This is a genomic window from Halolactibacillus miurensis, assembly GCF_900116255.1.
In the GTDB taxonomy this organism is placed as follows: Bacteria; Bacillota; Bacilli; order Bacillales; family Amphibacillaceae; genus Halolactibacillus; species Halolactibacillus miurensis.
Genome location: NZ_FPAI01000003.1, coordinates 33,630 through 52,643, shown reverse-complemented (window position 1 = coordinate 52,643; position 19,014 = coordinate 33,630). Strand labels below are relative to the sequence as shown.

The following is a 19,014-nucleotide window of genomic DNA, read 5'->3' as shown; positions in this document are numbered from 1 at the left end:
ATTTTAAAAAAAGAAAGGATGGTTGCTATGGCTAAACGAATCAACCTTAATGAAGCGTGGACCTTTGAAAAAGGGATCAATGACAAACAAACGTTTCATCCGATAACAGTTGGCTTACCGCATACGTGGAATGCGATCGATGGGGCAAATGGGTTTGATTTTTACCGGGCAAAAAGTCGCTATCAAAAGACATTCATGTTAGCTGAACAAGATCAAGGTCGCCGCATTTATATTGAATGCGAAGGGGCAAATAGTGTTACCGAAGTGTTTGTTAATGGGATGAATGTTGGCAAACATGAAGGGGGATATTCAACATTCCGCTTTGATGTGACCGATGTTGTGAGCTTTACTGAAGAGAATACACTTATTTTTGAAGTCGATAACCGTCACCGGGAAGAGATTTACCCACTCATGGCTGATTTCACATTTTATGGAGGGGTTTACCGTGATGTCAACCTGGTGGTAGCGGATGCGTTACACTTTGATTTACTCGATCATGGATCAAGTGGTGTCTATCTATTTCAGGAAGATGTCACAGATGAATCGGCGACTGTTCGAATTGATATGCGCCTAGTGAATGAATCAGAGGAGACAAGTGAAGCGAGGTTATGGATCGACGTGACTGATCAAGCTGGGCAGTCTGTGTACCGTCGCGGTAAAGAAGTGACGTTAACTTCAGGCGTCACCACTGAGACGATCAAGCTCACCATCGACGATCCCATGCTTTGGCATGGAGTGAAAGACCCTCATCTTTATTCAATCAGTGTGAGAGTTGAGACGTTTAATGACACGGTTGATGAAGTCGTGTTACCACTTGGCTTAAGATATTATCACGTTGACCCAGAGAAGGGCTTCTTCTTAAACGGCGAACCTTATCCACTGCGCGGCGTATCGCGTCACCAAGACCGAAAGGATATGGGCTGGGCGATTACTGAGGCAGAACACGACGAAGATATGGCCCTCATTCGTGAAGTCGGGGCGAATACGATTCGCTTAGCACACTATCAGCATGATCAATATTTCTATGATTTATGTGATCAATACGGGATTATTACTTGGGCCGAAACACCGTTCATATCACGGATGTCAAAAACAGATGTGACCGGAAAAAATGCGAAATCACAAATGGTTGAACTGATTCGTCAAAATCTACATCATCCGTCGATCTGTTTCTGGGGAATTCAAAATGAAATTCAAATTGGTGGTGATAAACAAGCGGTCAGAGATTTGGTTCATGATCTAAACGTTTTAACGAAACAAGAAGACCCAACCCGTTTGACCACAATGGCGAATGTTATGTTTGTCGAAAATGATGATGCGTACAACCAGGAAACCGACCTGATTGGCTACAATAAGTATTACGGCTGGTATGTCGGTGAGGCAGAAGAATTCGCACCGTTCTTAGATCAATTCCACGAAGAGAACCCTGATGTGCCAATTGGTATCAGTGAATACGGGGCTGAGGGTATTATTCGTTGCCATAACCTTGATCCAAAAGTAAAAGATTACACTGAAGATTACCATGCGCTTTATCATGAGAAGGTGTATAAAATCTTCCATGAACGACCGTTTCTTTGGTCAACCTTTGTCTGGAATATGTTTGACTTTGGCGCCAACATTCGTGATGAAGGTGGCGTAAAGGGACGCAACAACAAAGGGCTGATCACGTATGATCGTAAAATCAAAAAAGATGCCTTTTATCTCTATCAAGCTTACTGGCGAGAAGACGCTGTCGTGCATTTAACGGGTAAACGCTACGTGAACCGTGAAGGGGAAGTGACACAGTTTAAAGTGTACACAAATGAAGACAGCATCACCCTTTATGTCAATGGCGAAAAACATGCGACCCAACAGCAAGAAGATAAAACGGTCGTCTTTTCTGATGTCGCCTTACGTGATGGGGAAAATAAAGTGATGGTCGTTTCGAATAGAGGCAAAACCGATACCGGCTATTTTGATAAAGTAGCCACGTTTGACCCGCGCTATAAGGCACCGGTCAAAGATGAGGGTGGCCTTGTCGCTAACTGGTTTGATATGCCAGATGATCAAATAGATGAGAGACCACTAGAAGACGTCATGATTACAGATGACGTTTTCTCCACGCGTGACACATTTGAAGCGTTGGTGGAAAACGAACGGACACGTGAGATTCTCTTTAAGCAATTAGGAGACGTGACGAAAGCGCCGATGTATGAAATGATGTCGACGATGAAAGTCGACACACTCGCGAGTATGGATTCAGACACGCTTAGTCCGCGTGTATTAAATAAGTTGAATCAAGCCTTAACGAAAGTTAAGAAATAAGTAAGTAACACTTTAATAAGCTTCAAGCACTTAGGGATATGTTATGGCTGACGTTTTCCCGCCTATTTACCATCTTACCTATGTAAGGTGGTCTTTTTTTAATCAGCTCGCAGTAAAAGTAATCTCTGGTTAAGGAGTATTTCAACGTTTACCTCGAGTTTTCAGAAAAAACACATAAATCAACTAGCCATAAGCGTGAGTAGCCGGTAAAATAGAAAGTAATATTTAGCGAAACATGTCAAATAAAAGAGGAGGCAAGACTTACAGACGGTTGTATAAAGGGGGAAAACAATGGAACGGAAGTATTTAGAATTACTCGCAGAAAAGTATGACACCGAAGAAAAAGTCGCGACTGAAATTATCAATTTAGAAGCGATTTTAAACTTACCTAAAGGGACCGAGCACTTTGTCAGTGATTTACACGGGGAATTTCAAGCGTTTAGTCACGTATTAAGAAACGGGTCAGGTAAGGTGAAGGATAAGATTGAGGAGTTATTTAAAGACCAGTTACCGAAAGAAGCGATGAATGATTTAGCGGCATTTGTCTACTATCCGGAACAAAAGCTAAAGATGATGAAACAACAATTTGATGACCAACACGAATTGTATCAATGGTATGAAGATGTGATTAAGAAGTTAATTAGTCTTACCTCTTATACATCAAGTAAATATACACGGTCGAAACTGAGAAAAGCTTTACCGAAAGCCTTTATCTATATTATCGAAGAACTGTTGTATAAGGTTGATTTACTAGAGAATAAAAAGGAGTATTACCGGAAGATTATCCAACAGATTATTTCACTTAATCAAGCCGATAAATTGATTGTTGGTTTATGTTACACCATTCAACAGCTTGTCGTTGATCATCTCCACGTTGTTGGGGACATTTATGACCGAGGACCAAAACCTGATAAGATTATGGAAACCTTAATTGAGCACCATTCGGTTGATGTTCAGTGGGGCAACCATGATGTGTTATGGCTAGGTGCCTATAGTGGGTCTAAGGTGAATCTCGCCAACATTATTCGTATTTGTGCGAGATATAATAATTTAGATATTATTGAAGACCGGTACGGGATTAACTTACGTCCCTTACAGATGTTGGCGAATCATTATTATGACGATCATCCAGCCTTTCGGCCGAAACTGCAGCCGGGGGAAGAACTGACAGAGGATGAGATTTTAGACATTACGAAGATGCACCAAGCAATTACGATGATTCAGTTCAAGTTAGAGTTGCCCATCATTAAACGCCGGCCATCCTTTCATCTTGAACACCGCCAGGTGCTAGAGTTTATTGATTATGAGAGGGAAACCATCGAGTTAGACGGGCAGATTTACTCACTTAAAAATCCATGCTTCCAGACAGTGGACCCGGAAGACCCGAGTGCGTTATTAGAGGAAGAAGAGCGGGTCATTAATCAACTCCTTTTTAATGTGCAACATTCAGAAAAGCTTACCCGTCATATGGACTTCTTAATGAAAAAAGGCAACTTCTATTTACGTTATAATGGAAACTTATTGATTCACGGTTGTATTCCGCTTAATGATGATGGCACGTTTGCTTCATTTGAGATTGAAGGAAAGACGTATAGTGGCAAAGCATTGCTTGACCAATTTGAATCGTTCCTGCGTGTCAGTTATCAGAATAAGCGCATCACCGATGACCTTGCCACTGATATGGTTTGGTATATGTGGACGGGTGAACATTCATCGCTCTTTGGTAAAAAGGAAATGACGACGTTTGAGCGTTACTTTATCGAAGATAAAGCCACCCATAAAGAGCGCAAAAATGCCTATTACTACTTAAGAGAAGATGAACAAGTGGTGAGGAATATCTTAGAAGCCTTTGGGCTTGACCCAGAGACGGGGCACATCATTAATGGCCATACCCCGGTGAAAGAAATTGAAGGAGAGAACCCGATTAAAGCGAATGGGAAAATGATTGTGATTGACGGTGGCTTTTCTAAGGCTTACCAAAAGACGACGGGGATTGCCGGTTATACCCTTGTCTATAATTCATACGGCATTGAACTCGTTGCCCATCATTACTTCCATTCAAAACAAGACGTCATTAAAAATGGCACCGATGTGTTATCAAAAAAGCGTCTTGTCGACAAAGAATTGCGCCGGAAAAAGGTGCGCGAGACCAACATTGGAGAGAAATTGATCCAAGAGATTGAGTACTTAAAGAAGCTTTTAGATGGTAAATATGTCAGGTGATTTGTGTTCCGCATAATGGCTAAGAGTTAATAGAATCCGAATAGATGAAAAAGATGATAAAAACAGAAAAAGGCACACCATAAGTTTATGTGGTGTGTCTTTTTCTATGCCGTGACACCTATGCCTGTTTATGCCTGTTTGAAAATTGTCACTTGAACTTGCCGATGTCTGCCGATTTAATTGATAACAGTGACTTGTTGACTTTCATACATCGCAAGGACGTCGTTTTTCTTGCTATTGGTAATCATATACGTTAACACATTCGCCGGGGCGATTATATGACTCGCAAACGTATTGAGTTTATCCGATGTCACCATACTTAAGACATCATTTGACACTTCAATCATTTTTCGTTTAACCGAAGCCTCTCCGATACTTGGAACGCTAATGCCAATGCTACAATCGATTTTGTGTACCCCCATAATATACATATCCGCGCGGATGGTGTTTAAAGCTTCAATTGTTTCTACGCCTAGGTTAACCATGGATTCTTTAAACATCGTACCGCCTAACATAATGACTTCAACATCATCATGACTGCCTAAGGCCATGGCGATGGGTGGGCTATTGGTGATGACAGTCGCTTTTAAATTGAGTGGCAGTTGATTAACAAACGCTAAATTACTTGTTCCGCTATCGATGACTAACACCATATCATCTTTAATGAATTCTACCGCTTTTTTAGCAAGTTCAATTTTTATATCTTTATTGACGTCTTGACGTTTGGTGAAGTCTTGTACTGGTGGACCAAGCCGCAATGCGCCACTATGCACCCGTTTAATAAGTCCGAGACTATCGAGTTCTTTTAAGTCTCTGCGGATCGTATCTTCTGAGACGTCGAGCCTTTGGCTTAAGTCGCTAGCAATGACGCGTTCTTCGTTATCGAGTATTTCTAAAATGAAGTCCTGACGTTCTTGTTTTAACATGATTTTCACCTTCTATATAGTTGTTAAGACCATTCTAACATATACAGGAAACAAGATAAACAATTAAAAAAACGCAAATATTTGCATGTTTTTTCTGTTTAATACTTTACACACGCAAAAACATGCGCTATAATCTAAGTAAATACAGCAAAGGGAGGCAATTAAATGCAAAAACATGCAATTACAATCGCGCCATCCATTATGTGTGCGGATTTAGCGAACTTAGAAGCAGGTATTCGTGAGATTGAAGCAGCAGGACTCGATACATTACACATTGATGTGATTGATGGAAGTTTTAGTCCGAGTATGCCACTGGGTATCGATACGATTAAGCGCTTACGTGAATTAACTGATTTAGCCTTTGATGTGCACATTATGGCTAATGATAATGAATTCTTTATTCAAGAAATGATTAACATTGGTGTTGAACAGATAACGTTCCATTTAGAAACAAGTATTCATATTGATCGTTACATTAACTTAATGAAAAAAAATAATGTAAAAGTCGGGGTGGCTTTAAACCCAGCGACGCCGCTATCGGTACTCGAGTATGTGTTGCCACAAGTGGACACCGTACTACTCATGTTGATTAACCCAGGATTTGCGACAGATAAAAATGAAAAACAAGTCCGTTATGCGAATAAAAAAGTAACAGACTTACGCGAGATGATTGATCGGTTAGGTTTAGATACACGGATCGAAGTGGATGGGCGCGTGTCACTTGAGACGATTACTGATTTAGTCGCCGCAGGCGCAGATTTTCTCGTAGCTGGTAGCACAAGCTTATTTGTGAAGGGCTATACGTTAGCTGAAAATAAAGCAACAATGGAAGAAAAAATAGCGGCAGGATTAAAACAACGGGAGGAATCGTAAATGAAGTATCAAGAAGCGCAAGCGGTCATTACGAAAGAATTGGCTGAAGCTTTATCAGGTATTGAAGCAGATAATGTGGACCAACTCATTAAAGAAATTAAACAAGCGGACAAAGTGTTTTTTGTTGGTGTTGGACGGGTACTACTTGCTTTAGAAGGGATTGCGAAGCGTTTGGCCCATTTAGGGATCAACACCTTTGTGGTTGGACAAATTACTGAACCTGCGATTACGGATAAAGATTTACTGATTGTTGGTTCTGGTAGCGGGGAATCAGCTTTTCCGCTGATCATTGCGAAAAAGGCCAAATCATTTAACGCAAGAGTGGCGCATATCGGTGCGAATCCAGACTGTTCAATGAAAGCGTATTCAGACGTCTTTGTTCGCATTCCAGTTAGTACAAAATTCGCCTTACCAAATGAAATTACGTCGGTTCAACCGATGACGAGTTTATTTGAACAAAGTTTACTACTCTTAGGTGATACGATTGCGCTCATGATAGTACAACAAGACGGTATGGATTTACACAATCTATGGCAATATCATGCGAACTTAGAGTAACAGCTAAGTTCAAAAGGGGACGAGATATAAAGGGGGATAAAAATGAAAGCGCTACATTTTGGGGCTGGTAATATTGGGAGAGGGTTTATTGGTTATTTACTGAATCAATCAGGTTATGATGTTTGTTTCGTTGATGTCAACCAAGCCATGATTGATCAATTAAATCAAACAGGCACGTATAAAATTGAGCTACTGGATGATCATCAGACAACTTTGACCGTGTCCGGTGTTACAGCGCTGAATAGCGGTCAAGATAAAGAGGAGGTAATAAGGGCAATAAAAGAAGCGAATATCATTACGACGTCTGTCGGCGTGGATAATCTTAAATACATTGTCCCTATTTTAAGTGAAGGTCTCATAGAACGTGTGAAAGAAAATGATCAACCGCTTGATGTATTAGCAAATGAAAATGCGGTTAATGCCTCGTCAACGTTAAAGACGCTTCTGTCTCGTCATGTCGGCGATCAAGCGATGGAGGAGTTACAGGGACAAGTTAGTTTTGTGAATACTGCGATTGATCGCTTAGCTTTATCAAAAGAAGCAGACGAGGGAATGATCGCGTTAGTTGAACCTTTTTATGAGTGGGTGATTCATCGAGGTGAGATGATTAATCATACGTTACCCGCACTCACAGGGGCGACTTATGTCGATGACTTAACACCGTATATTGAAAGAAAGTTATACTTAGTCAATATGGCACATGCCGCAACCGCTTATGTTGGTTACCTTAATGGTGCATCAACGATTCAACAAGCTTTACAGATTCCTGATATTTTATCTTTTATTAGAGGGTTGATGCGCGAAGCGGCTGCATATTTTGTCGAAGTGCACGGTGTCGAAAAAGAAACGCAAATGACTTACATTGATAAAGTATTGGCGCGATTTATGAACAACAACATTTCTGATGAGGTAACGCGGGTTGGTCGCAGTCCGATTCGAAAAGTCGGACCAGACGAGCGCCTAGTGAAACCATTGACCGCTCTTTCAGACTTGGACAAACCGGTTAATCATTTCATTAAAGTCGTCGCAGCAGCCTATCTATTTGATTATTCAGGTGATGATGAAGCTAAGGCACTTCAAAAATACATGGGTGAACACGGTGTAAAAAAAGCGATTGAACAGTATTCAATGATTCACAATGAAGATATTGTCTCACGAATTCTCCTCGCTTATAATGAATGGAAGCCCATACAGAAATGATGTTAAAACAGAGAGACTATTTTTCAGGAGGGATTTATCAATGTTGAAAGATTATTTACAAGGACGTATCCAACACAAACCGGAGGTTGAAGCGTGGGAAGCATCGATCAAGTTAGCTGCTAAGCCACTATTAGATGATGGCTCAATTGACGACAGCTATGTCAGTGATATGATCAGTAACGTCCATGAATTTGGTTCGTATATTGTGATCGTGCCAAACTTTGCGATGCCACATGCACAAAATAAAGGTGGCGTGAAACAAGACGGTATGAGTTTACTCAAACTCGATCAGCCCGTCATGTATCCAGAAGATAAACCAGTCAGTCTTGTCTTAGTCTTAGGAGCAACAAGTAGCTCAGGACATTTAGATTTAATCTCAGATTTAGCCGGTGTTCTAGGTGATGATGATTTGCGCACTGCACTAGAAGAAGCAGGTAGTGTAGAAGAAATCGAAGCAATTATCGCAAATGTTGAAGAAGAGTAAGTCGGTTAAGTAAAGCACAACGTAAGACTTACATTAAACGTCGTTTTAACTTCATTTTTGAAAGGGTGGAATTATTATGTCAAATCAATCAATGTCAACTCAAAAGCCATCAATAAGAGCAAAAATTCAAGCGATGGGTGGCTTTTTAACGAACATGGTACTACCGAACATTGGGGCGTTTATCGCCTGGGGGATTTTAACCGCTCTCGTGATTGAAACTGGTTGGTGGCCAAATGCGCACTTAGCGGAAATGGTTGGTCCAACGATTACGTACTTACTACCATTGTTACTTGCTTATACAGGTGGACGCATGGTCGGTGGACAGCGTGGGGCTGTGATGGGATCAATCGGGGCGATTGGTTTAATTATCGGTTCAGATATCCCGATGTTTTTAGGGGCAATGATTATCGGACCACTTGGTGGTTGGATTATCAAAAGCTTCGATAAATTAATTGAAGATAAGATCCGTGCAGGATTTGAGATGGTTGTTAATAACTTCTCAATTGGTATTTTAGGTTTCTTCTTACTCTTACTATCTTATCTCTTTATCGGCCCAGTGATTTCAGCAGCCAACGAAGCTGTGACTGTGGCGATTGAGGCACTTGTCGCAACAGGATTCTTACCGCTCTTATCTTTGATTAATGAACCAGCTAAGGTACTTTTCTTAAATAACGTGATTGACCAAGGAATTTATTACCCACTTGGTTTACAAGAAACCTTAGAAGTAGGAAAATCCATCTACTTCACAGTCGCATCTAACCCTGGACCAGGTTTAGGCTTACTCCTTGCTTACACGTTCTTTGGTAATAAAACCGCAAGACGGACCGCACCAGGGGCGATTATTATTCACTTCTTCGGTGGGATTCACGAACTATACTTCCCTTACGTGTTGATGAAACCGCTTACGATTATTGGTATGATCGCCGGTGCTATGTCAGGGATTGCGACATTCCAACTCTTTGATGCGGGTCTAGTGGCTGGTCCAAGTCCAGGTTCCATCTTTGCTTATCTTGCCTTAACACCACGTGGCAACTTTATCGGTATTATCCTAGGTGTTCTTGTCGCAACTGTTGTATCCTTTATCGTCACGTCCATCATCTTAAAACTTGATAAAAACAAAGATGACGACAGTGACGCGCTAACGACATCAATGGAAAAGTCACAAACAATGAAGTCTGAAGGTAAAAACCTTTATCAAGCATCAACAGATGCTCAGACAGTAAACACTCAAGGTGTGTCTAAGATTTCCTTTGTCTGTGATGCTGGTGCCGGAAGTAGTGCACTAGGTGCGACAACGTTCAGAAAGAAATTAAAGGGTGCCGGCCTTGAGGGAATCGAAGTGAAACATTACCGCATCGAAGATGCACCAAAAGATTCAGATATCATTGTTGTTCACCAAAACTTATTAGATCGTGCGAGACTGTCATTTAAAGACCATGACATTATCACTATTGAGAATTATATTGGTGATCCAAAGTTAGAAGATTTACTCAACCGACTTAAAGGTTAACCGAGCACAGTTATCTCTTTCACTCACAAGTAAAAAGACCTTAATGCCTTTGATATGGCTTAAGGTCTTTTTCTTAGTCTTGGTCACTCAGTCTTGTTCCACCAACGGCATACTCTGACTTTTTCATGTCTTCTAAAAAGACAACGACTTTCTCACGACTTGCGCCAGTTGTTTCAACAACCGCATCGGTTACTTTTTCAACGAGCGCTTTCTTTTGTTCATCAGTCCGTCCTTCTAACATTTTAACAGTTACATAGGGCATGGTTTCACCTCATTTCGTCATCGTTTATCATTTTCTAGCGTTATGATTCATTTTACCGTACGTCGTGTGATTATACAAAAAGTATCTCCACAAAACATCGTGGTAAATGGGAAAAACTCAGTCTAAATATAGGGATAATACGTGACGATATAGGCGAATCTTGATATAACATATACATGGCTATTTTTTTAGAAGAGGTGATAGAGTGGTGTCAAGTATAAACCATTATGCAGAGTTAGAGCTATTAAAAAAACTTGCAGAAGCAGAAGCGGATGTTTCGGATAACAAGGTTGGTCCAATTGAGGATACTATTGATGCTCTGAGAAAGGAATTGTTGAGTAGAGATTATAGTGATGTGTGAAGTTATTAGAACAGAAAAGTTCGAATAACAGCTTAGAGATAGTATTTTTTATTCTGAATTGTTTTAATAGTAATTAAAAGTGCTGGATCACCTCAATAAAATTTAAAATAAGCGTATCGAGATATAGTATGATTATCTCTCCCTCAGTCACTTAACTGAGGGTTTTTGGGTATTGTAATATTGATAGTATCAACCTTGCTCATTTATTTAAAATATAGTCATCCTCATATCATAAATTGTGGTAATATGGATACAGATAATGGAAGGTTAGATTTATTATTTGAGGAGGCTGTAAATGTGATGAAATACTTCAAGAACAATGAAGAAGGTATTGCCTTAGTTTTCACTTTGCTGACGTTTTTAGTGTTAGCTATGTTAGGAACCGCCCTCATGACCATAGGCGTAGCCAATGTGAAATTAACCAAAGCGACAGCGCAGCATGAAAGTACGTTTTACATTGCTGAAGGTGGTATCAATCAATCGATTGCCATCTTAGAGAAACAGGCAAAAGAGCTAGGTGCAATGAATTTATCGCACGATGACTTTTTTAATCAACTAGAAGCATTTATAGATGAGAATATACAAGGAGAACTGGACATATTTGAAGAAAATGCTGGTGAGGAACCTATTGCGGTCATTGATGTAACCAAAGAAACGGCAGTAAATCAAACAGTAGGAAACTACAGTCAGCGTTCGGTCCGCTATACATTAGAATCTACCGGGCAGCAAGGGTCTGCTGATCGAACGGTATCTTCTAGCTTTGATTTGGCTCATCGTATAAAAGTAGCAACAAGTGGTAACCGCGGAGTGATGGACTATTTACTTTATAGTGAATCAAATCATACTGTTGATTTAACAGGTGGAGGTTACTACGAAGGGGATTTATATGCCAAGGATGTCAATATTCGAGCCTCTAATACAGATTTTCGAGGATCGATTATTTCTGAAAAAGGAATAGCAATCAGTAGTAGTTCTAAAATTGCAGGAGATTTAATTGCTTTAGGAGGCAATGTGAATTTATCTGCTAGTAACAATGCAGTGGATGGAGATATTCATGCAAGTGGGGATGTTCAGCTCAGCTCTGGCACAGAGGCTAGTAATATATTTTCAAAAGGATTAGTCGATTTATCGGGAGGTAACGAAGTAAAAGGAGATATTCATTCAATAGGGAATGTTAAACTCGGTTATGGTACGAATACTCAGCATGTTTTCTCAGGAGGATCGTTAATTTGGAGTGGTAATAATAGCATTCTTGGTGAAATCCATGCCCAAGAGAACGTAGGGGAAAGTGATAGTGAGCCGAGTGATATTACTGTAAATGGTCATGTGTTTTCAGGTCAAAATGTATATACAGTTGCGTATAATCGATATATTTTTAGACAAGATGTACATGCTGGTAACGATATAAGATTGGGTACAGATAATAAAATTGAAGGAAATGCCTACGCTGGGCAACAAATTATTGGTGATGGTATTATTTTGGGGAGTCGTTATGTTGAAAGTGAAGTCGAAGAACCAATATTCCCAACGCTACCTGATTATAAAGGTTATACGCCAATGGAGAATAAGATAGCTTTATCTGAATTTGAATATGGATCAAAAAAAGAGAATATCAATCAAACCGTCACTTTAGAACCAGGGGCTTATGGAGAGGTAAAAATCAATGGGAGTGGAGAAGTGATACTTAAAAGTGGTGATTACTATTTTGAAAGTTTATCATCTGTTCCACATACTGGTGTGAAATTTGATATAACAAATGGACCAATCAATGTGTATGTTGCCGAGAATGTTGATATAAAAACCGATCTAGAGTTTCATGTGAAGAAAGGCAATCGAGATGTCATGATTGACAGAAACTTTATTAGTCATCATTTAGACGAAGTGAAAAGTTATGCAGGCGACATTTATTTTGAAACACATGGCAACTTTACTCTTCCGGAAAGTTCGAATTTCATAGGCTCGATTATTGTGAATAATGATTTTACTGTTGGAAATTCTTCAACATTAGTAGGGACTTTTGCGGTGAAAGAGGGAAAAATAAATATTAGAGATTATGGTCCACAACTGTATTATGCCCCACCAAAGCGGTCGGCAGGTACAGATTATGTCACTGGTGGTAGTGATGCAAGCGGTGAAATGCTACCGGTAGAGATGATTAATACGGTTCCGGTAAGTGAACAATAAAATTCTCTGAAAAAACACTTGCTTTTTCCGAAAAAAACTCTAAAATTATCTTGTTTCCCTGTATTTATGATACCCTAAAAGTGAACGACTAAATAGAAGTAAGAATACAACAAGAAACAATAAATAATAGAAAAGCAAAGATGCTTTTAATGACAAAAGGAGTCGATACACATGAGTTTATGGTTTACAGAAAAACAAACCGATGCATTTGGTATTACAATGAAAGTAAAACAAACATTAGAAACAAAACAAACCGATTTTCAAAAGTTAGATATGGTCGAAACAGAAGAGTGGGGCAACATGTTGCTGCTTGACGGGATGGTCATGACCTCAGAACGTGATGAGTTTGTCTATCATGAAATGATCAGCCATGTGCCGCTTTTCACTCACCCAAATCCAAAACATGTCTTAGTTGTTGGTGGCGGTGACGGTGGTGTTATTCGTGAAGTATTGAAACACCCATCAGTAGAAAAAGCAGTACTTGCTGAAATTGATGGCGATGTGATTGAATCCTCAAAGAAATTTCTTCCGTCAATTGCGGGTATGTTAGACGATCCGCGCGTGGAAGTTAAAGTAGGCGACGGCTTTATGCATATCGCAGAGAGTGAGAATATGTATGACGTCATCTTAGTTGATTCAACCGAACCTGTCGGTCCAGCAGTTAATTTATTTACGAAAGGCTTTTATGCCGGTATTAGTAAAGCATTAAAAGAAGACGGTATTTTTGTCGCGCAGTCGGATAACCCATGGTTTAAAGCGGATCTGATTCAATCTGTTCATCGTGACGTAAAAGAAATCTTCCCTATCACGAAACTCTATACCGCTAATATCCCAACGTATCCAAGTGGACTATGGGCGTTCACTTTAGGTAGTAAAAAATATAATCCATTAGAAAGCCAGCGTACAGCTGAGATTGACACAAAGTATTATACGAAAGATCTTCACGGGGCAAGCTTTGTTCTACCAAAGTTCGTTGAAGATTTAACGAAATAATAGAGGTGAACCCGATGCGATTTGATGAAGCGTATTCTGGTAAAGTGTTTATTGCCAGTCAAAACGATTATGATAATGCGGATGTTGTCTTATACGGCATGCCAATGGATTGGACGGTGAGTTTTAGACCAGGGTCGCGTTTTGGTCCAAACCGTATTCGTGAAGTCTCGATTGGCTTAGAAGAGTACAGTCCTTACTTAGACCGAGAACTAACAGAGATCAATGTCTTTGATGCCGGGGACATCCCGTTACCATTCGGTAACCCTGAAAAAAGCGTGAAGATGATTAAGGAGTATGTGTCCACCTTAATGGATGCCGGCAAAATGCCGTTTGGTCTTGGTGGTGAACATTTAGTGACCCTGCCAGTCGTTGAAGCTATTTATGAAAAGACCAAAGATTTAACCTTGATTCATATTGATGCGCATACGGATCTACGCGATCACTATGAAGGTGAAGCGTATTCGCACTCCACGCCAGTGAAAAAGATATGTGAACTCATCGGTCCAGAAAACGTCTATTCCTTTGGTATCCGTTCAGGCATGAAAGAAGAATTTCTTTATGCTGAAACGAGTGGGATGCATCTCTATAAGTATCACGTATTAGAACCATTAAAAAACGTCTTACCAACATTACAAGGGAAAAATGTTTACGTGACGATTGATATTGACGTACTTGACCCAGCCAGTGCCCCAGGTACAGGAACACAAGAAGTCGGTGGGATTACGTCTAACGAATTACTCGCAGCGATTCATGCGATTGCGGGGAGCGAGGTCAATATCGTTGGTTGTGATTTAGTTGAAGTCTCACCTCCTTATGACAATAGCGACCAAACCGCGATTGCGGCGAGTAAGTTTGTGAGAGAAATGTTACTTGGGTTTACAAAGTGAGTGTATGCAAATATGAACAAAACGTGAGAGTTTTGCGCGAAAAACACATTATAAAAAGTATCACTACCATTATTATTTGAAAAAAATAATGGCGGTGATACTTTTTTTTTGCTTACTTTTAAATCAATCGGGTATGAGTACAGTAGGAAGTCAATTTAAAAATAATATAACGGTCGTTAGGCTAATGAAAAAGGTATCGGTTAGATGTTTTAGTTTTCCTTTGTTCATGGGTCTTTTTTTAAGGGCTTTTTCATGCATGACAAGGCATGGAAAAGCAAAAAGAAGCAACTTCAGCCCAATAGAATGCTTAAAGTGTCAAGGTGATTGGGCTCAATAACCATCGAAGTTGAAGCGCTTACATGATATGATGAAATCAAGGAGGAAGGATATGATTGATAACCATTTACTCATTCTATTTGGAAAGTTAATTGAGATGCCAAAGTTCACATTAACCGGCCTATCTCATGTCATTGAAATCGAAAGGAGTGAAGTTGAAAGACAAATACATCAACTGAATAACTATTTGCGCCATCATAACTTCCCGCTGATTGAACTTGTGGGAGATACGTACATTGTACCGACTCGTCTACAAGAAGAAACAAAATTTGTGAGCCAACTATATAAGAACTTACAAATTGTTTTTACTGAAGAAGAACGCCAACAAGTGATTTACTTAATTGCTTTTATGAGAAAGACGGAATTATCTAATTTTCATTATCAAGAATTATTGCAAGTGAGTAAAAATACCGTGTTAACGGACATTAAGAAAGTACGGGAATACTGTCACGTGTTTGATTTAAGTTTTTCTTATACCCGTAAAGATGGCTATCACATCGAAGGAACAGAGTTAAACACGCGAAAGATGGCCTTTGATCTTATCTCAAAGATGCTTGGTCAAACAAATGGTACATGGATACTGGAGTATGTCGCTAGCTATTGGGATGAAACGCTCGATATGAAAGCTGTCGTTCAATTAATGAAAACAGAAGCGAAACAAAAGCATATCTCGATTGTGGAAAGTCGGATAAATGAAATTGCCTATTTAATTGAATTGATCCGTATCAGACATAAACCAATTAAAGTTAACTTAAAACCATATAAGGCACTTATATCAAAAGAGATGCTCGTCTACCAGTACTCTTACGACGTCCTTCATAAGTGGCTGTTAGACATTAATAATTCTGAAGTTTACGTGCTCAGTAGTTTGCTGTTAAGCATTATTGAAGGTGAGGATGTGACACGTCAACACGGTGAGTTGTATGAGGTAACCAAGCGTGTTGTTGATACGATGGAGGCTTTATCACTCGTATCCTTTCAAGAAAAAGACACGTTAGTGACCTCCCTTTATACACATTTAGTACCAGCGTATTACCGGGTCACCTTTGACTGGCCATTCCGGAATGATTTAACAGAGGTCATTAAAGCGGAAAACGAAGAACTCTTTCGAATCGTCAACCGTGCGCTTGACCCCTTTAGGGAGTGTGTGAATCATCCGATTTCGGATGATGAGATTGCTTACATTGTGATTCATTTTGGTGGGTAGTTAGAGTCTCAGTTAAATGAACGATAGGATAAGCCAATTCAAGTGTCTAATACTTGAATTGGCTTTTTAAAGTCATTTAAAATACTTAATATTTGATAGCTTTTGTATGGCTTTTGTCTTTCTGTATGAAAATGTTGTGATATACTAAAAGTAAGTTATAAAATACAGAATCTTGAAAAAGAGGGTGGGGAAATGAGTAAATCAACGAGTGTTTATACAAGGATTGAACCGGAAATTAAAGCAGAAGCAGAAGGTATCTTAAATGAACTTGGCATACCAATGTCTCAGGCTATTCATATGTTTTTGCGACAAGTTGTGTTACACAAGGGTCTGCCATTCGATGTTAAACTCCCAGAAAATAAACTATTAGAGTATGGAACATTATCAACAGATGACCTCCAAAGAGAGTTAGAAAAAGGGTTGTTAGACTTAAAAGAAGGCCGAGTAAATTCAGCGAGCAAAGTGGCTGAAAGAATGGCGAAGGAATATGGACGTGATATATAGGATTGTTTATACAGAGACGGCTGAACAAGATTTAGTTGATCTGTATCGTTATTTAGCAAATAATATTTTTTCTAAACCAATTTCGATCAATCAAGGGAATAATATTGTCAAGGTCATTAATACCTTAAGTCATTTTCCATATAGGTGTAAACTATGAAATGGGAAAAATCGGAAAGGTCAAGATGTTCATGTATTACCGATTGATCGCTATCTTGTGTTTTTTGTTATATGTCAAAAAGATTCTGAAGTTACGATTATTAGAATCATGTATGGTGAGAGAGATATTGGTGCTCAACTATATTGAACTACCCCCACCTAACATTCTCACGAATGTTTGAGGAAGGAGATTCCATAAGGACACCCTAAAGGCGACCCATGCTCATTCAACTAAGCATAGGTTTTTCTACTCTCCAACCGCCGCAAACCTATTTTCTCAACATCTGTTAAAGCATGTTGGGGAAATAGTGTGTTCCAGGAACACAACTTGCTTTGGTCGAATCGTTCTGTCTGATAGAACGCATGGGTTCTAACAAAAGACAGGGTACGCGTCATATACGCCCATTGCGCCCAATGGTGTAGATCTTGTTTCTGCTCTGGAACAAGTGAATACAACATCGGTGGGAGTTTTTCTTTAAAGCCCATTGCCCGTCGGGCAATGACATAAGCGGCTACCATGTGAATGGACACACCGAGTCGCTTCATATATTTTATCTTGCCAATTTGACTGGTATAAGCGGGATTAACAACGTAGACAGCCACCCCCATTTTTTCGGCTCTTGACTTGATCGCTAGGATCATCTTTTGATAAGCAAACTGACTCATTTTCCGATTGGCGTTCCTATGTTCATAAGGACGCGACACTTTGGACCGCGTTGTATCCAATCTTTCGATGGCGAGTGGTTTATGATGTTTAACGGCATAGTCAACGAGGGCCATGACCTCTGCTTCTATTATTTTCGTTGTCTGTCCACTCGTTTTACCCTCTAAGTTAAACGGGAGAGTAAAGGCATCCACACATTGACCTATGGCGTTGACATTGGCGACAGCGATATGATTCAGATTCAAATCAATACCAATCATGCCGGTTGACGTTGAGGTGTTCAGATAGGGTGTAGCCGGCACATCGATTAAGCATTTAACGATATAGTAGGCACCATGGTCCTCAAGCGACCATCCAATCGGCTTCCCGTACTTCTTCTTATCTTTCAGGTTCATTTGTGTCTGAATGGCACGATTGACATGATCTTGGCCATAAGGAAAAACAACGTTAGAGAGATTAATCACACATTGATCAATTGTCTTGAAGGTAAGGGCATGCATCTCTGGGTGATAATGAAAGACAAAGTTACCTGATTTGGCATCTTTGCGCCCAGAAATGGTCATCTTACCGTAACGCGCCGCTGCCCAATCTTTCTGCCAACGCTCAGGATGAGCGTGATAAGACTTTTGTGTTAACCGGCCGCGTGCGAGTCTCTTACTCCCGAAACACACACCCGTCACTTTGTTTGTCAATTGAATCAATTGTTTTTCATATCGATCTTTCTTAAAGTTCAACTGGCCCAAGCGAGACTTTAGGTGTTTGATTTGAACATCAAGGTATTGATGTTCAAAATCATAAGCGCAGTAAAATAAGCGTGTGGAATGCTTATATGTCACAACAAAAAAGGCCCCTTTTTGTTGTTCACGTGACGTTTTATTGAACATCGGTGTTCCTTTGACAAAAGAGCCTTTTATCTTTTGAAGGGTCGTCAAGCGCGCCTTCGTCGCTTTTATTTTTCTTTTAACGGCATTGATTTGTTCTTTTTTATTACGCATGTACATGTTCTTCAATTCTCTTTGCGCGGATAGAAGCGCCCGTCCTTCTTGAACAGCGCTGTTCGCATAATAATCATTTAATCCGTAACGTTGCTTTAACCGTTGATGGATGGAGACGGAACTTTTCGCTTTCGAGCCCCTAAGCTCACGGACCTCTGCTTGATACCGAAAATGTTTGGCTTGATTAAACACCCGGAGGGTGTGATCCATGGACATAACAAAATCAGGGTCGATCGTATGCTTATATAAGCGATTTGAAAAAATGGCCTTCATACCCATGATGCCCACCCTCTCTTTGTTTTGTGATGATCATTGTTAATGCTTTAATTATACCATGCAGAATATGTGTTTGTCACTTCAAAAATATTCAAAAAGAAGCGATTCATC

The 19,014-nt window shown here is 39.9% G+C and carries 16 protein-coding genes; 13 read left to right on the top strand and 3 right to left on the bottom strand.

What is annotated here, in order from left to right; genetic code table 11:
- The first annotated feature begins 27 nt into the window (after positions 1-27).
- Together BM390_RS03085 and BM390_RS03080 are read left to right on the top strand one after the other, a co-directional pair.
- Positions 28-2,304: a glycoside hydrolase family 2 protein gene (locus BM390_RS03085; RefSeq protein WP_089852889.1), complete on the top strand. Its 2,277-nt coding sequence runs from the start codon at positions 28-30 to the stop codon at positions 2,302-2,304.
- A gap of 291 nt (positions 2,305-2,595) precedes the next feature.
- A complete protein-coding gene (locus tag BM390_RS03080) occupies positions 2,596-4,527 on the top strand; it encodes a fructose-1,6-bisphosphatase (protein WP_089852888.1) in 1,932 nt (643 codons plus the stop codon).
- A gap of 176 nt (positions 4,528-4,703) precedes the next feature.
- Here BM390_RS03080 and BM390_RS03075 read toward each other — a convergent pair whose 3' ends face one another.
- Positions 4,704-5,453 carry a DeoR/GlpR family DNA-binding transcription regulator gene (locus BM390_RS03075; RefSeq protein WP_089852887.1) on the bottom strand — a complete coding sequence of 250 codons (750 nt, stop codon included), beginning with the start codon at positions 5,451-5,453 and terminating at the stop codon, positions 4,704-4,706.
- 165 nt (positions 5,454-5,618) lie between these two features.
- On the opposite strand from BM390_RS03075, the gene BM390_RS03070 reads away from it, so the two are divergent.
- The 5 genes from BM390_RS03070 (at position 5,619) to BM390_RS03050 (ending at position 10,078) form a co-directional block, all read left to right on the top strand.
- Entirely contained in the window at positions 5,619-6,326 is a 708-nt protein-coding gene (locus BM390_RS03070) for a ribulose-phosphate 3-epimerase (RefSeq protein WP_089852886.1), read from the top strand.
- Positions 6,327-6,884: a 6-phospho-3-hexuloisomerase gene (hxlB, locus tag BM390_RS03065; protein WP_089852885.1), complete on the top strand. Its 558-nt coding sequence runs from the start codon at positions 6,327-6,329 to the stop codon at positions 6,882-6,884.
- A gap of 42 nt (positions 6,885-6,926) precedes the next feature.
- A complete protein-coding gene (locus BM390_RS03060) occupies positions 6,927-8,084 on the top strand; it encodes a mannitol-1-phosphate 5-dehydrogenase (RefSeq protein WP_089852884.1) in 1,158 nt (385 codons plus the stop codon).
- A 40-nt stretch (positions 8,085-8,124) separates the two neighbouring features.
- The gene (locus BM390_RS03055) at positions 8,125-8,568 is read left to right on the top strand and encodes a PTS sugar transporter subunit IIA (protein ID WP_177220613.1); all 444 of its coding nucleotides are present in this window, start codon (positions 8,125-8,127) and stop codon (positions 8,566-8,568) included.
- 76 nt (positions 8,569-8,644) lie between these two features.
- Positions 8,645-10,078 (top strand): PTS mannitol transporter subunit IIBC, encoded by a 1,434-nt coding sequence (locus tag BM390_RS03050; RefSeq protein ID WP_218161145.1) that lies wholly within the window; start codon positions 8,645-8,647, stop codon positions 10,076-10,078.
- A gap of 73 nt (positions 10,079-10,151) precedes the next feature.
- Here the strand turns inward: BM390_RS03050 and thmT are convergent, their stop codons facing one another.
- Positions 10,152-10,340 (bottom strand): 2-hydroxymuconate tautomerase, encoded by a 189-nt coding sequence (gene thmT, locus BM390_RS03045; protein WP_089852882.1) that lies wholly within the window; start codon positions 10,338-10,340, stop codon positions 10,152-10,154.
- 205 nt (positions 10,341-10,545) lie between these two features.
- On the opposite strand from thmT, the gene BM390_RS15360 reads away from it, so the two are divergent.
- The 6 genes from BM390_RS15360 to BM390_RS03020 all read left to right on the top strand — a co-directional run bounded on the left by BM390_RS15360 (position 10,546) and on the right by BM390_RS03020 (position 16,812).
- Positions 10,546-10,701, top strand: a complete 156-nt coding sequence (locus tag BM390_RS15360; protein WP_177220612.1) for a hypothetical protein — start codon at positions 10,546-10,548, stop codon at positions 10,699-10,701.
- A 246-nt stretch (positions 10,702-10,947) separates the two neighbouring features.
- Complete coding sequence (locus BM390_RS03040) at positions 10,948-12,885, top strand: DUF7305 domain-containing protein (RefSeq protein WP_369676212.1); 1,938 nt, start codon at positions 10,948-10,950, stop codon at positions 12,883-12,885.
- Positions 12,886-13,056: 171 nt separating this feature from the next.
- The gene (gene speE, locus BM390_RS03035; protein WP_062322906.1) at positions 13,057-13,878 is read left to right on the top strand and encodes a spermidine synthase; all 822 of its coding nucleotides are present in this window, start codon (positions 13,057-13,059) and stop codon (positions 13,876-13,878) included.
- 14 nt (positions 13,879-13,892) lie between these two features.
- Entirely contained in the window at positions 13,893-14,765 is an 873-nt protein-coding gene (speB, locus tag BM390_RS03030; RefSeq protein WP_062322904.1) for an agmatinase, read from the top strand.
- Positions 14,766-15,153: 388 nt separating this feature from the next.
- Complete coding sequence (locus tag BM390_RS03025; RefSeq protein WP_177220611.1) at positions 15,154-16,308, top strand: BglG family transcription antiterminator; 1,155 nt, start codon at positions 15,154-15,156, stop codon at positions 16,306-16,308.
- A 192-nt stretch (positions 16,309-16,500) separates the two neighbouring features.
- Positions 16,501-16,812, top strand: coding sequence for a type II toxin-antitoxin system RelB/DinJ family antitoxin (locus BM390_RS03020; RefSeq protein WP_089852879.1), 312 nt, complete (start codon positions 16,501-16,503; stop codon positions 16,810-16,812).
- A gap of 387 nt (positions 16,813-17,199) precedes the next feature.
- Here BM390_RS03020 and BM390_RS15355 read toward each other — a convergent pair whose 3' ends face one another.
- A complete protein-coding gene (locus BM390_RS15355; RefSeq protein ID WP_177220610.1) occupies positions 17,200-18,906 on the bottom strand; it encodes an IS200/IS605 family accessory protein TnpB-related protein in 1,707 nt (568 codons plus the stop codon).
- Positions 18,907-19,014 lie beyond the last annotated feature (108 nt).